The following is a 13,930-nucleotide window of genomic DNA, read 5'->3' on the forward strand; positions in this document are numbered from 1 at the left end:
ATCGGAAGCGATGACGGGCTTCCCCGAAGCGTGGACGTGTGAGTGGCATTGGTGGGCGGCGGCTTCGACAGCCTCGAAGGTTTTCAACTTCAGCCCCCTACATCCCAGACAGCTTCTGGCTTAGGAAAGGATACGTGCCGTATGGAAGGGGTCGCAGTTTTGGGTTCGCTTCTTTTCATACTGATTATCCTCGTGTCCTGTGGCTTTGAGTTCTATGAACTCTACCAGGTACGCCGTGAGCTTGAAGAAGGAAGCCGCTCCGGGAATCATATTCTGTTTCCACGGCACCATTATGCCGATTTACACCGGCGGAACTACTATACCCCCTCCCTGCCTGGAAGCGCAGGGCGTACCTTTCGCGTCAAGCGGGAAGATCAACCGGTGCGGTGCGAAGTGTGTCACCAGGACGACTGCTTCGAGGTGCCAACCGGTTATTGCACACGCTGTGACCATTACACCTTGTAATCTGAAGCCCATGTGCACAAGGGCGCTGACATCAGGAGTCGAGGTCGTTGCCAATGTCTGATGTTGACATCACCTTTCGCAATGAAAACAACGGGAAGGAAGTGGAAGTTACAGTTTCTGACGACATGACGGCGGACGCCATTGTGCGAAACCTCATCGAGGCCGGTGTCATCCCGAATGTGCCGGGGACGACGCTCGTGTTTCGCAATATGCAACTGCGTCCCAACCAGACCTTGGCTCAGGCGGGAGTGGTCTCCGGGGATACGATCGGGATTTTTCTCAACACCCGTGGTGGATAGTGAACAGTGGACTGGACCGGCCAGTCCGCGGGTGGGTGGCACTTAGGGAATCCCCACGGTATCCGTCTGGGGCAGAACGCGGAGTTCCGGCCGGGCATAGTGGGCCTGGAGGCTGGCGCGGATGGCATCAATATACTCATCCCGATAGGTCCAAAACCCTTCAAACCGACGCTTCCCGCCGGCCTGCCCGTTTTTGACGGGTGCGGCTTTGACAGGTGCGGCCGGGGGCGGCTCCGGCGCATGGCACTCGCGGGCAAACAGGGCGATCCGAAAGCGGGGATCATCACTGAGAACAATCCAGTAGTCCCGACACTCGGCGTCAGCCGGGCGGAAAAACTGAAGATTGTCGGCGACGAAGGGGGGCGCGATGTCGGGTTCACCAATGATCCAGACCTGTTGTGAGGTACTGGCAATCGCCGCATAGCGTTCCTGCTGGTGCAGAAACAGCGACAGTCTCTGAAAGGAAGCGACGAACAGCCCGGAGAGCCGTTTCTCGACGAAGCGGTCTTCGATGTAGTGTGAAATGCTCAACATCAGGGAAAAGTTGAGCGTGCGGAACGTATCGGTCTCCGTGACGGGTAGCCCGCCACCGTTGCGCTCGGCGCGTGCGTCGAGGTGATGCACAATGTCTTCAAACGTTTTGACGATGGGTGCCGACATGGCGAAACTCCCGTGGCAACCGCGCCCCATCGGCGACCGGCGGGAATGGGCTGCCGGGGACATGGCTCGTTGGTCGTGATGGTGTCTCCAACGGCTAAGTGTATTTTCATACACTTTGGGAGGGGACACAACCCATGTTCCGCGAAAAAGTGTATTTTTTTTTAACTTTGTCCCGGGGCGCGCCGTTCCGGGGCAGGACGTGGGGAGGGAGGGCAACGGCAGGTGCCACAAACAAAGGGCTTGACAAAGCCGTTTCAGGCTGTCTATCCTGCTGAGCGCTCGACAGTCCCGGTGAGCATGTCTGCGGGAGTAACTCAGTGGTAGAGTGCAACCTTGCCAAGGTTGAAGTCGCGAGTTCAAATCTCGTCTCCCGCTCCAGACAATCCAGCAAAAAGACGACGGCAGCCTTCTGGCGCGTCGTCTTTTTGTTTATGATGTTTGTTTATGATGCTTGACGCGGCTTGACACAGGCTACGTGAAAGTTGTAGAGTCGCAAGCTTCCACCAGCACAATTTCAAAAAAGAGATTTCCGAACTCATGGCAGACAATGTACAGCCGTCCGGTCCTGAAGGCTTGACGATTAAGCCGTTACGCACACCGGGCATCACTTCACCACCAGCGCCAGAAGAAGCCACCCCGGATGCCGAGTCTGCGGCGACGCCGGGGATGGAAGCGTCCGAGGACACCGACTTTGCCTCCATGCTCGACGACTACGAGCAAACGTCCACTTCGGTTTCGCCCGGGGACATCGTGGTTGGGCAGGTCGTCTCGATTACGGAGCGTGGCGTCGTCGTTGATATTGGCTTCAAGTCGGAAGGGCTGGTGCCAAAAGAGGAGTTTACCGGGCCGGATGGTGAGCTGACCGTGGCGCGGGGCGCTTCGGTCGAGGTCATGGTCAAGCAGATTGAAGGCGGGGATGGTTATGTCGAGCTTTCGTATGCCGATGCCCGGCGCCATCACCTCTGGGAAGTCATCGAAAAAGCCTTTACGGAAAACCAGACCGTCACCGGAAAAATCACGGAGCGCACCAAGGGTGGGCTCCAAGTGGACCTGGGTGGGGTGATGGCATTTTTGCCGGGAAGCCAGGCGGACACCCGTCCGCTCCGCAACCTGGATGCCCTCATCGGGCGTGAGATGACCTTCCGCATCCTCAAGCTCAACAAGAAGCGCAACAACATTGTCCTGTCGCGCAAGGTCCTGCTCGAAGAAGAGACCACCGCCCGGAAGGCGGAAACCCTGCGCATGCTCGATGAAAACGTCATTGTCTCCGGGCAGGTCAAAAACCTCACGGATTATGGCGCTTTCATTGACCTTGGGGGGATTGACGGGCTGCTGCACGTGACGGACATGTCGTGGGGACGGCTGCCGAAGCCGTCCGATATGTTCAACATCGGCGACACCGTTCAGGTCAAGGTGCTCAAGTTCGACCGCGAGCGGGAGCGGGTCAGTCTGGGCTACAAACAACTGCTTCCCGATCCGTGGGATACGGTGACGGAGCGGTTTCGCAAGAATGACATCGTCAAAGGGCGGGTGGTCTCGGTCACGGACTATGGCGCGTTCGTCGAACTCGAAGACGGCATCGAAGGGCTGGTTCACGTTTCCGAAATGACGTGGTCCAAGCGGATCAAGCATCCCTCCAAGCTGGTCTCGGTCGGCGACGAGGTCGAAGCCATGATTTTGGAAGTCGATCCGGCCAATCGCCGCATCAGTCTGGGGATGAAGCAAATCCAGCCCAATCCCTGGGATTCGGTGGCGCAGCGGTATTCGGTGGGCTCACGGGTCAGTGGCAAGGTGCGCAACCTGACCGACTTCGGGGCTTTCGTGGAAATCGAGGATGGCATTGACGGCCTCATTCACGTCTCCGATCTGTCCTGGACGAAGCGCGTCAAGCATCCTTCCGACGTTTTGAAGAAGGGGCAGTCCATCGAGGCCATCATCACCAACATTGACACGGCAAACCGACGGCTGAGCCTGTCCATCAAGGACCTTGAACCCAACGCCTGGGAGCGCTTCTTCCAGAGTCACCGGGTGGGCGATGTCGTGACGGGCAAGGTGGTGCGTCTGGCGGGTTTTGGGGTCTTCGTCGAACTCGAAGAAGGCATCGAGGGACTGTGCCACATTTCTGAACTTTCCGATCAGCGTGTGGACCGGGCTGAGTCGGTCGTTTCTGTCGGGCAGGTTCTGCCCTTCAAAATCCTCAAGCTGGACGAGTCCAACCGCAAGATTGGCCTGTCGGCGCGTGCGGTAGGCAAGGAAAATGACCCCGAGGATGTCAGCAACTACCTCAACAACGAAAGCATGACCAGCCTGGGTGAAGTGGCCCGTTTCCTGCGTGGTGACAAGGAATCACGTTAGTCAGGGCTGTGAGTCAGGCCCGTGAGTCAGGTACGTACTGCGAGCCAGCAGTCCGCATTTCTTTGGGTCGGGTGAAGTTCTGGGGTCGGTTGGTACTGCCTGTTGAATGACGTCATTTGAAGGCGTCACCTTACCGCCACCCATCATCTGCTCTGGTGTATCGGCATGGGAAAGCACCGGGTTCTGATCTTGGGAGGCGGGTTTGGCGGACTCTACACCGCGCGGGCGCTGAGCGCCCTAGGCGTAACCCAAACGGCAGAGGTTACCCTCGTCAGCCGTACTCCGACCTTTCTTTTCCTTCCACTGTTGTATGAAATCCTGACCGATGAGGTGGCTGACTGGCATATTGCGCCACCTTTTGAGGAAGTGTTGCCACGGAACTGCCGGTTTGTCTGTGGGGAAGTACTCGGCGGCGAATTTCAGCCACGTCGGTATGGCGTCCGCGTCCGCTGTGCCGACGGAGAGCAGACCCTTGAGGCAGACACCCTTGTACTGGCACTGGGCAGCGTAGCCGACGACTTTGGCCTGCCGGGCGTCAAGGCGCACACCCGTCCCTTTCGCTCCCTGGCGGATGCCCATGCTCTGAAAAGGTCACTGGTGGAGGCCGTGCAGCACGCGGCTGCTGCGCCACGGGAAACCGTCTCACTGGTCGTCATCGGGGCTGGCCCGAGTGGGGTTGAACTGGCGGCCGTGGCGGCTGACAGGCTTCAGTCCGAACTCCGTCAGGCCGGGCTGCCGCCAACCCGGGCGCATCTGCATCTTGTGGATCGCCTGCCTGACATCCTGCCCCAGTATGCCTCTGCTCTGCGGCATCTGGCGCACCGTGAGCTGGCGCGCCGCCACATCAAGCTGCACTTGGGCGTTGGGGTCGCCTCCTGCTCGTCCGCTGGCGTGGAGCTGGAAGACGGCACACACATTGCCGCCAAGACCATCGTGTGGACGGCCGGCAGCCGTCCGGCGCCGGTACTGGCGGAGTTTCCTTTTGTCCGTGACCGACGCGGGCGGATTCCGGTCAGCCGGACGCTTGAAGTTCCCGGTTTTCCAAGCGTGTATGCTTTGGGTGACATTGCCGCCAGCGTCGCCGCGCCGGCAACGGCCCAGGTCGCGGTACGGCAGGCGCTGGTCGTGGCCCACAACATTGCCGCGGCGCAGCAGGGGGCGGCTTTGCGGGAGTACCACTACGAACCGCTTGGTGAAATGATGACCCTGGGGCGTGGCTGTGCGGGGGCCAACATCCTTGGTGTGGCGTTCAATGGTGTGGCGGGGTATCTCACGCGCCGTTTGGTGTACCTGCTGGCGATGCCGGAGCCGTGGCATGCCGCGCGGGTTGGACTGAGCTGGCTGGGGCAGTCGCTGGAAGAAACCTGGCAGGCATGGTCAGCGCCGGCGCCCACATCGGCTTCCTGAGCAGGGGCAGTGCCCGGCTTGACAAAAACGGCTGGTGCCACCTATACAATTCGGCATACGGTTTGGCACACGTGGGTCGTTAGCTCAGTTGGTAGAGCAGCTGACTCTTAATCAGCGGGTCGTAGGTTCGAGCCCTACACGACCCACCACGCTGCCCTGTTCCCGACCTCACTGGGAGCGCGGGTTTCCCGACTGCTTCCATGGAAGCCTGATCTTCCCTCTCACTTCCTCTGTCAGGTAGGGTAACTCAGGAAAAGCCGGTCATCCGATAGATGCCTTGCGTGGCGACGCACCTGCGCCCCCATAGTCAGAAGCGGGCGGGACGCCCGCACTCCCAGGATGCTATAAGCGGGTTGTACGCCCGCGCTCCCAAGAATGCTATACGTGGGCGGGACGCCCACGATCCCAAACCGTCATAGCGGGTGAGACGCCCGCACTTCTCCATTATGCGCCTTGGATTGTTCCGTCATCCGTCCCGCCCCTTGCCCTTCACCGGTCTTGTGCTGGACAGCCTGGCCGTGGATGTCAGCCACGCCCTGACCACACCCGGCGATGTCTTCAACCTTGATACCAACGCCCGAATTGCTCTTGTCACCCACGCCCAGGCCGAAGCCGAACGGCAAAGCCAGTCCGTCCTTCCCCTGACCGAAGTGACCTACCTGCCGCCTGTACCGCGTCCGGGCAAAATCATTGCCGTCGGACTGAACTACCGCGACCACGCCGCCGAACAGGGCAAAACACCGCCCACGGAACCCGTCATCTTTGCCAAGTACGCCAGCGCCATAACCGCCCACAACGCACCCATCGTCCTGCCGCCCAACAGCCGCGAAGTGGACTACGAAGCCGAGCTGGCTGTCGTCATCGGAAAAACCGCCCGCTGCGTGCCGCGCGAAGCCGCGTACGACTACGTTGGCGGCTACACCATTCTCAACGATGTCAGCGCCCGCGACATGCAACGCCAGGACAAGCAGTTTACCCGCGCCAAATCCTGCGACACCTTCGCGCCCATAGGGCCCTGGCTCGTGACGCCGGACGACATCCCCAACCCGCACGCCCTCGACATCCGCCTGACGCGCAACGGAGAGGTCATGCAGGCTTCCAACACCCGGGAAATGATTTTCGACATTCCCTATCTCATCTGGTTTCTGTCACAGTCCATGACGCTTGAACCCGGCGATGTCATCTCAACCGGGACACCCGGCGGCGTCGGCGTGTTCCGGCAACCGCCGGTCTTTCTCCAGCCCGGCGACGAAGTAGCCATCACAATCGAACATATCGGCACCCTTCGCAACCATGTCGTCGCCAGCGTCGCCGCCTGACGTACGCCAGCGGTTGCGCGCCCTGCCGTCGGTCGAACGACTGGCCCAGGCCCTTGCCCGGTCGCTTGCCGCCGATGCCGCACCAGCCCGCCACACGCCCGCCGAGCAGCGCGCTGCCGCCCGCGAAGCCATTGCCCGCCTGCGCGCCGAACTCCGCCAGCAGCCCGCAACCGAGGCCACACCGGCAGACCTGCTGGCGCGTGGGCTGGACCTCGCCCGGCAGCGGCTGGCCGCCCAGCCGGGCCTGATCCCGGTCATCAATGCCACCGGCGTCATCCTGCACACCAACCTCGGTCGCGCGCCCCTGGCAAAAGCCGCCCTGGACGCCCTGCTGGCTGTCGGACAGGGCTACAGCAACCTGGAATATGACCTGTCCGCCGGCGAACGCAGCCGCCGTGACCGCCACAGCGAAGCCCACTGGCAGGCGCTGCTTGGCTGCGAAGCCGCGCTCGTCGTCAATAACTGCGCCGCCGCCGTGTGGCTGGTTCTCGATACACTGGCACGCGGTCAGACGGCCCTGATTTCACGCGGCGAACTCGTGGAAATCGGCGGCGGGTTCCGCATTCCCGACATCATGGCCAAAAGCGGCGTCCGGCTGTGCGAAGTCGGCACAACCAACCGTACCCGCCTGTCCGACTACGAAGCCGCACTGACAAATGCGCCGGATGTACGCCTCATCGTCCGGGTTCATCCCTCGAACTTCCGCCTGCTGGGTTTTACGGAACGTCCATCGCTGGCAGCGTTGGCCGCACTGGCACGCCAGCACAACCTGCTGCTGTTTGAAGACGTGGGCAGCGGACTGCTGGCCGACCTCGCCGGCTGTGGGCTTGACGATGAACCCTCTCCGGTGCGCTCGCTGGCCGAAGGCGCGGATGTTGTCACCTTCAGCGCCGACAAACTGCTGGGCGGCCCCCAGGCGGGTATCATCGCCGGACGGCAGGCGCTCATCGCGCGCCTCCGGCAAAATCCGCTGCTGCGTGTGCTGCGCGCTGACAAGCTGACCTACGCGGCGCTGGAAGCCACCCTGCGGCTGTACCGCACCGGTCAAACGGATGCCATTCCGGTGCTGGCCATGATCCGCCAGTCGCCAGCCGACCTTGACCGCCGCGCCCGGCGGCTCGCCCGTTCCATTCGTCGTCAGATACCGCCCGGAAGCGCCACGGTGACGCTGGAAGCCGGCCAGTCCGTTATCGGCGGTGGCTGCGCGCCCCACGTCCAGCTTCCCACGACGCTCATCTGCCTCTCTCCCAGACACCTTGCAGCCGAAGAACTGGCTGCCCACCTGCGCTGTGGTACACCGCCTATCGTGGCGCGCATCGTGCGAAACAACATCGTGTGCGACCCGCGTACCGTGCTGCCCGCCCAGGAACGTGATCTGGTGGCAGGCATTGTCAGAAGTCTGGCCTGACGGGCCTTCCGCCCAAAGTCGCTGGCGACGGCCACAGCGCCTTTCGGTTATGCTTGCCGGACATCGCATGATTTCCGGTCAGATAACCCTTTCCGTCTATGCGCCAGCTTTTGCCTGAACGGTTTCGGCCACTCCTTTCGGCGACGGTGATTGTTTCGGCTTTGGGCTACTTCGTGGACATCTATGACCTGCTGCTGTTTGGCATCGTGCGCGTTCCCAGTTTGCAGGCGCTTGGTCTGGAAGGCCAGCGCCTGCTCGATGACGGCATCCTGCTGCTCGATGTGCAGATGATCGGGCTGCTGCTCGGCGGCATCATGTGGGGCGTCCTTGGCGACAGGCGCGGACGGCGTTCCGTCCTGTTCGGTTCGATTCTGCTCTATTCCGTCGCCAACTTTGCCAATGCCTTCATCATCGAGTTGGCGGCGCTGCTGCCCGGCGGCGTCACGGCATTCCAACTCTATGTTGTGCTGCGTTTTCTGGCCGGCGTCGGGCTGGCCGGAGAACTGGGGGCAGCCGTGACGCTCGTCAGTGAAAGTCTGCCCAAAGACCTGCGCGGCTACGGAACAGCCATCGTCGCCGGCGTCGGCGTGTCAGGGGCCGTGGTGGCCGCTACCGTGGGCAAGTATTTCTCCTGGCAGGTGGCCTACATGACGGGCGGCATCCTGGGCTTTCTCCTGCTGGCGACCCGCGCCACCCTGCTCGAATCGCGGATGTTTCAGGCGCTTGAAACCCAGGAAGTGTCGCGCGGCGATTTCTTCGCCCTGTTTACAAACGGCGACCGCTTCCGCCGGTTCTTCTGCTCGATTCTCATCGGCGTGCCACTGTGGTTTGCCATCGGGATTCTCATCACGCTGTCGCCGGAGTTGTCCCGTGAGTTGGGCATTCCGGGCATCACCGCCGGCGAATCCATCAAGTATGCCTACGCCGGCCTCGTGGTGGGCGATCTGGCCAGCGGCCTGCTCAGCCAGTATTTCCGCAGCCGGCGGCGGGTCGTCTTTGCCTTTCAGACGCTGACCCTGCTGCTGACCTTCGTCTATGTCGGCTCACGGGGCGCGTCGCCGACCTACTTCTACGGGCTGTGCTTCTGCATCGGCATTGCGGCCGGCTACTGGGCGGTGTTCATCACGATTGCCGCCGAACAGTTCGGCACAAACCTGCGCGCCACTGTGGCCACCAGTGCGCCGAATTTTGTCCGGGCCTCGGTCGTCCCCCTGACGCTGGCGCTCCAGTGGCTGACACACCACACGGCGCTTGGGCTACTCTACAGCGCCCTGGCCGTCGGGATTGGCTGCACGCTGCTGGCCTATCTCGCGCTGGCGCTGCTGGAAGAGTCCCACGGCAAGGCGCTGGATTTCGTCGAGGCGACATAACCGAGGCAACATCACGATGACCCAACCAAAACGTTTTCTCTCCGGCATTCAACCTTCGGGCAAACTCCATCTGGGCAACTACTTTGGCGCGATTGCGCAGCATCTGGCGCTTCAGCACGAAGGCGAGGCGTTTTATTTCATCGCCAACTACCACGCGCTGACGACGATCAACGACGCCGCCCAACTGCGTGCGCTGACGCGCGAGGTGGCTGCCGCCTACCTGGCGCTGGGACTCGATCCCCGGCGCGCCGTGCTGTTCCGCCAGTCGGATATTCCCGAACTGCACGAGCTCGCGTGGCTTCTGGCCACCGTGACCGGCATGGGGCTGCTCGAACGCGCCCACGCCTACAAGGACAAGGTTGCGCGCGGGATTGCCCCCAAAGTCGGGCTGTTTTACTACCCGGTGCTCATGGCCGCGGACATCCTGGCTTACCGTTCAAACGTCGTTCCGGTCGGGGCCGACCAGGTGCAGCACGTGGAGATGACCCGCGACATGGCCGGCTACTTCAACCACACCTACGGCGAGGTGTTCGTGCTGCCGGAAGTCCGCGTCAGTGAAGTAGCTGGCATTGTGCCGGGAACCGACGGGCAGAAGATGAGCAAGTCGTACGGAAATGTCATCGAACTCTTTGCTGATGACGCGGCGCTGAAAAAGTCCGTCATGGGGATTGTCACTGACTCCGCGCCCGTTGAAGCCCCCAAGGACCCGGAGCGGAATACGATTTTCCAGCTTTACGCGCTGGTCGCCACGCCGGAGGAAAAGGCTGCCATGGCGGATGCCTTTCGCGCTGGCGGCTACGGCTACGGAGAAGCCAAAAAAGCCCTGCTGGCCAAGCTGAAAACCTTTTTTGGTCCGGCGCGTGAGCGTTTTGCAGCTTTGCTGGCGCGGCCCGATGACATCGAGGACGTACTGCGGGAGGGCGCCCGGCGCGCACGCACCGAGGCGCTGGCAACCATCGAGGCCGCGCGTGCGGCCTGCGGTCTGGCATGAGAGGGCCGCGTGATTCGGCGGCCGGGTGGCGGCACCGGGCCCAGACGCTGCGCGTTCCGTTGGGTTTTGTGGCGGCGGCGCTGTTTGTGCTGCTGGCGCAGCCGACGCCGGTTTCCATGGCAATTGGCGGCAGCCTCAGTCTCGTCGGGCTGGGCTGGCGGGCCTGGGCCACCGGCCACCTGCGCAAGGACGAAGTGCTGACGGTGCGGGGGCCCTACCGTCTGGCGCGCAATCCGCTGTACTGGGGAAGTGCCTGGATGACCACGGGCTGTCTGACGGCCGGCGCGCCATGGCCGCTCGCTCTGTTGGTTGCCGGGTTGTTTGTCGGGATTTACTGGCCCGTCATGCAGGCGGAAGCCGCGCACCTGGCCCGTTTGTTTCCCGATACCTATCCAGCGTACGCGGCCCGGACACCGCTCTTCGTGCCCGACCTGCGCCGCCTGGCAGCCGCCTTGGGGGATGGCTTTGACTGGCGGCTGTACGTGCGCCACCGCGAATATCAGGCCGGGCTGGGACTGGCAACGGTTTTCCTGCTGCTGGGCCTCAAGCTCTGGTGGGCAGGGTGAGGGCGCGGGCTACTCGTACCGCAGCGCCTCGGCCGGGTCGAGTTGGGCGGCCCGCAGCGCCGGCAGGAAACCGGATACGAGTCCGACAGCAACCGAAATACCAAAACCGACGCCGATGGACCAGAGCGGCACCAGCGACGGCACACTGGGCACAAAGGCGTTGAGTCCGGCGCTCATCCCGACGCCAATCCCGATGCCCAGCGCGCCGCCGATGAGGGAAAGCACCACGGCTTCAATGAGAAACTGCGTCAGAACGTCCCGGCGGCGTGCGCCGACGGCGCGGCGCGTCCCGATTTCCTTCGTGCGCTCCGTGACCGACACGAGCATGATGTTCATCACACCGATACCGCCGACGAGCAGACTGACCGACGCCAGGGAGACGGCAATGATGCCCAGCACAGAGGTGATGCTGTTGAAAGTCTCAAAAATAGCATCAGGCGTGCTGATGCCGAAGTTGTCGGGCTGGTCCGAGCGAAGCCGGCGGCGGCGGCGCAGCAGCTCCGTGATTTCGTCGCGCATAGCTTCGAGACGGCCCTCACGGGCGTGGGCAATGATGGTGATGCCACGGTCGCGGAGCAGGTCGGGATACCGCTGGGCCAGATTGGCGTAGGGAATCAGGATTTGCCGGTCTTCCGGCGTATCACCGAAAATGCCGGTCGGGCCTTTTTCGACGACCCCGATGACCCGGTAGGAACGTCCTTCAAATTCCACCATCTCGCCAAGCGGGTTCTGCGTGCCAAAGAGCTGTTCGGCAGCAACGGGGCCGAGCACGGCTACGTCCAGCTTGCGGTCGTGTTCTTCCGGGGTAAAAAAGCGTCCCAGGCGCAGGTTCAGCCAGCGGACTTCCGGGTAGTTGGCCCAGACGCCAAAGGCAATCGGGCGAGTGGCTTCGCGCCCCTTGTACTTGAGACGGTACTGCGTGGCACTCGGCCCAAAGCTGCCGACAACAAGCTGCGGGGTGGCGGCACGGACGGAAGGCAGGCGGTTGACGGCTTCGGCATCCTCTTCGGTGAGCGGTTTGCGCTGTCGTTCTTCGGGCGTCACCCGTGAAAAGCGCGGCCCGATGGAATCGTAGCGGCTGATGTAAAGCACCTCGGGCCCAACCTGCGCCGCCAGCTTCGCCGTCCGGTCCTTGACGCCGGTCAGCACCGAGGAAACGGCAATGACCGTCGCCGTGCCCACCAGCACGCCCAGAACAGTGAGCAGCGAACGAAGCTTGTTGGCCCAGACATTGATGAGCGCCAGCCAGATGTTTTCAAGAAAAAGTTGCACCGTCAGCGTTCCGGTTTCAGAAATCAGGGCCTCAAACATCAGGGCCGGTAGCGCAGCACCGTGCCGCCCTGCCCCACGGCCCAGCCGGTTTGCGGATCGAGGAAGAAGGCTCCGTAAATCTGCGTGCCGGCAAGGGTTTTTTCCTCCCGCCAGGTGCGGCCGCCATCCCGTGTCGCCCAGATGCCGACTTCATACGGCGGGGAAGAGCTGTCACGGGAAAGCAGTGCCCCGATAGTCCAGCCCGTACGTTCGTCCAGAAAGTGTGTCACATGAAAGCCCGGCACTGCCATCCGGCGTTCGCTCCACGTCGCGCCGCCGTCGTTGGTGAAGTGCAGGGTGACGAAGCGGGCGTCGCCCCGGTAGAGTTCCGAGACGACACTGCCGCGCCGGGCATCGAGGAAGCGCATCGAGGTGATGTCGGCGCTCGTGGCGGCAAACGGAATCGGGTAGCGCGTCCAGGTTTCGCCGCCGTCCTGCGTCCAGAACACACCGGCCGGGCGCGTGATGCCGCGTCCGAAAAAGTTGCCGGCCACCCAGCCCCGGCGCTCATCGAGAAACTGCACGAGCGTAAACGTCAGGACGACATCGGGGAGACCTTCGGGCCGCTCGATGGCACGCCGCAGTCCCTCGCAGGCCGTCCACGTTGCACCGCCGTCCGTGGTACGGAACACCGCGCCGTAGTTGCCGACGGCAAACCCAACCTGTTCGTTCACAAACCACAGGCTGCGCACATCGAGTTCCGCGATGGGACGCCAGACCGTCCCGCCATCGTCCGTGCGCAGGATGGTGGGTTCGATGCCATCTACCGCCGGGTCAAGTCCATAGGTGCCGCCGACGGCTGCCCAGCCGGTCTGGGCATTCAGAAAAAACAGACCGGTGATGTTGGCTTTGGTGCCAGTGACCTGTTCGACCCAGTGCCGGCCGCCATCTTCGGTGTGGAGAAGCGTGCCGCGCCGTCCGCCAACCCAGCCTTTTTCCGGGCTGATGAAGTAGGCGCAGTGCAGATCGGCGCGGGTGGGTGTGGAAAGGCGTATCCAGGGTGACGGGTCAGGACGGAAATCCGCCCAGGCGGGCGTCACCGGGGCCGCGATTCCTTCCATAAGCAGCGCCGGACGTTCGGCCTGCCGGGGCAACTGCCGCCCCGGGGCTTCCACCGGGGGAGGGGGTGTTTCTCCGGGCGCTGTAGCCGCGTCGCCGGGTTGTCCGCCGGTGCTTTGGTCGCCAGCCGGCAGCGGGCTGGTATCCGGCGGCGGCTTGACGACGGCCGGCGGTGGTGCCGGCTGGCCCTTTGGCTTGATGACCAGCACCGGCGGCGGCAGGGCTTTGGCAGGAGTGTTTCCCCCGGATGCCGTGGTTGACGGCGGAGTGTTTCCCGGCGGTGGAAGCGGGGCCGGGAGCGCCGGCGCGCGCGTCAGCGCGGCATCTGCCGGGCCGTCATAGACCGTGATAAACGCATCCCGGACGCCGATGGCACGCGCGTAGCGTTGGGCTTCGGCCGGGCTGGCAAAGCGTCCGACCCGCACCCGGTAAAATGTCCCCTGGGGCAGTTCAACCTTGACGTAGTAGGCCGCCACGCCCCGCGCCCGGTAGGCGGCCACGGTTTCGCGGGCTACCGTTTCATCGTTGACCGAGGCCACCTGGACGGTGTGTGTCCGTCCCTGGCCGTGGCCCTGGCCGTGGCCCCGGCCGTGGCCGATGGACGTTCCCAGCCAGAACAACAGGATGGCAACCAGAATGTATCCGGTGGGCGCGCAGGTTCTCACAGGTGTCTCCCGGCGTGGAAGGCGGCAATGCAAAGTCCTGACCTGGATAACTGCC

At 62.9% G+C, this 13,930-nt stretch carries 11 protein-coding genes and 2 tRNA genes; 10 read left to right on the forward strand and 3 right to left on the reverse strand.

Annotation, left to right across the window (positions count from 1 at the left end; all coding sequences use genetic code 11):
- The first annotated feature begins 518 nt into the window (after positions 1–518).
- Complete coding sequence (locus J8C05_RS00675; protein ID WP_058867740.1) at positions 519–764, forward strand: ubiquitin family protein; 246 nt, start codon at positions 519–521, stop codon at positions 762–764.
- A gap of 42 nt (positions 765–806) precedes the next feature.
- On the opposite strand, the gene J8C05_RS00680 is transcribed toward J8C05_RS00675, so the two are convergent.
- Positions 807–1,424, reverse strand: a complete 618-nt coding sequence (locus J8C05_RS00680; RefSeq protein ID WP_211422341.1) for a DICT sensory domain-containing protein — start codon at positions 1,422–1,424, stop codon at positions 807–809.
- Between the two features lie 303 nt (positions 1,425–1,727).
- Between J8C05_RS00680 and J8C05_RS00685 the strand changes: the two genes are divergently transcribed.
- From J8C05_RS00685 to J8C05_RS00725, 9 genes are all read left to right on the forward strand, one after another.
- A tRNA-Gly gene (locus tag J8C05_RS00685) sits at positions 1,728–1,802 on the forward strand.
- A 288-nt stretch (positions 1,803–2,090) separates the two neighbouring features.
- Positions 2,091–3,779, forward strand: coding sequence for a 30S ribosomal protein S1 (locus J8C05_RS00690; RefSeq protein WP_211423160.1), 1,689 nt, complete (start codon positions 2,091–2,093; stop codon positions 3,777–3,779).
- A 165-nt stretch (positions 3,780–3,944) separates the two neighbouring features.
- A complete protein-coding gene (locus J8C05_RS00695) occupies positions 3,945–5,186 on the forward strand; it encodes an NAD(P)/FAD-dependent oxidoreductase (protein ID WP_211422342.1) in 1,242 nt (413 codons plus the stop codon).
- Between the two features lie 73 nt (positions 5,187–5,259).
- A tRNA-Lys gene (locus J8C05_RS00700) sits at positions 5,260–5,335 on the forward strand.
- Positions 5,336–5,632: 297 nt separating this feature from the next.
- Positions 5,633–6,505, forward strand: coding sequence for a fumarylacetoacetate hydrolase family protein (locus J8C05_RS00705; protein WP_246840708.1), 873 nt, complete (start codon positions 5,633–5,635; stop codon positions 6,503–6,505).
- Complete coding sequence (selA, locus tag J8C05_RS00710; protein ID WP_211422343.1) at positions 6,480–7,913, forward strand: L-seryl-tRNA(Sec) selenium transferase; 1,434 nt, start codon at positions 6,480–6,482, stop codon at positions 7,911–7,913. Before J8C05_RS00705 ends, selA begins: the two co-directional genes overlap by 26 nt.
- 98 nt (positions 7,914–8,011) lie before the next feature.
- Positions 8,012–9,283 (forward strand): MFS transporter, encoded by a 1,272-nt coding sequence (locus J8C05_RS00715; RefSeq protein ID WP_211422344.1) that lies wholly within the window; start codon positions 8,012–8,014, stop codon positions 9,281–9,283.
- 16 nt (positions 9,284–9,299) lie between these two features.
- Complete coding sequence (trpS, locus tag J8C05_RS00720; protein WP_211422345.1) at positions 9,300–10,274, forward strand: tryptophan--tRNA ligase; 975 nt, start codon at positions 9,300–9,302, stop codon at positions 10,272–10,274.
- Positions 10,271–10,840, forward strand: coding sequence for a methyltransferase family protein (locus J8C05_RS00725; protein WP_211422346.1), 570 nt, complete (start codon positions 10,271–10,273; stop codon positions 10,838–10,840). The genes trpS and J8C05_RS00725 overlap by 4 nt, the downstream gene beginning before the upstream one ends.
- 9 nt (positions 10,841–10,849) lie before the next feature.
- Here J8C05_RS00725 and J8C05_RS00730 read toward each other — a convergent pair whose 3' ends face one another.
- Together J8C05_RS00730 and J8C05_RS00735 are read right to left on the reverse strand one after the other, a co-directional pair.
- The gene (locus tag J8C05_RS00730) at positions 10,850–12,151 is read right to left on the reverse strand and encodes an ABC transporter permease (protein WP_211422347.1); all 1,302 of its coding nucleotides are present in this window, start codon (positions 12,149–12,151) and stop codon (positions 10,850–10,852) included.
- Entirely contained in the window at positions 12,151–13,875 is a 1,725-nt protein-coding gene (locus J8C05_RS00735) for a YCF48-related protein (RefSeq protein ID WP_211422348.1), read from the reverse strand. Before J8C05_RS00735 ends, J8C05_RS00730 begins: the two co-directional genes overlap by 1 nt.
- Positions 13,876–13,930 lie beyond the last annotated feature (55 nt).

This window comes from Chloracidobacterium sp. N (assembly GCF_018304765.1).
In the GTDB taxonomy this organism is placed as follows: Bacteria; Acidobacteriota; Blastocatellia; order Chloracidobacteriales; family Chloracidobacteriaceae; genus Chloracidobacterium; species Chloracidobacterium aggregatum.

Bases quoted from the DNA above. Each gene is read 5' to 3' on its own strand.
- trpS (WP_211422345.1), top strand. From the start codon at position 9,300: ATGACCCAACCAAAACGTTTTCTCTCCGGCATTCAACCTTCGGGCAAA.
- J8C05_RS00695 (WP_211422342.1), top strand. From the start codon at position 3,945: ATGGGAAAGCACCGGGTTCTGATCTTGGGAGGCGGGTTTGGCGGACTC.
- J8C05_RS00730 (WP_211422347.1), bottom strand. From the start codon at position 12,151: ATGTTTGAGGCCCTGATTTCTGAAACCGGAACGCTGACGGTGCAACTT.
- J8C05_RS00680 (WP_211422341.1), bottom strand. From the start codon at position 1,424: ATGTCGGCACCCATCGTCAAAACGTTTGAAGACATTGTGCATCACCTC.
- J8C05_RS00715 (WP_211422344.1), top strand. From the start codon at position 8,012: ATGCGCCAGCTTTTGCCTGAACGGTTTCGGCCACTCCTTTCGGCGACG.
- J8C05_RS00705 (WP_246840708.1), top strand. From the start codon at position 5,633: ATGCGCCTTGGATTGTTCCGTCATCCGTCCCGCCCCTTGCCCTTCACC.
- selA (WP_211422343.1), top strand. From the start codon at position 6,480: ATGTCGTCGCCAGCGTCGCCGCCTGACGTACGCCAGCGGTTGCGCGCC.
- J8C05_RS00675 (WP_058867740.1), top strand. From the start codon at position 519: ATGTCTGATGTTGACATCACCTTTCGCAATGAAAACAACGGGAAGGAA.
- J8C05_RS00725 (WP_211422346.1), top strand. From the start codon at position 10,271: ATGAGAGGGCCGCGTGATTCGGCGGCCGGGTGGCGGCACCGGGCCCAG.
- J8C05_RS00690 (WP_211423160.1), top strand. From the start codon at position 2,091: ATGGAAGCGTCCGAGGACACCGACTTTGCCTCCATGCTCGACGACTAC.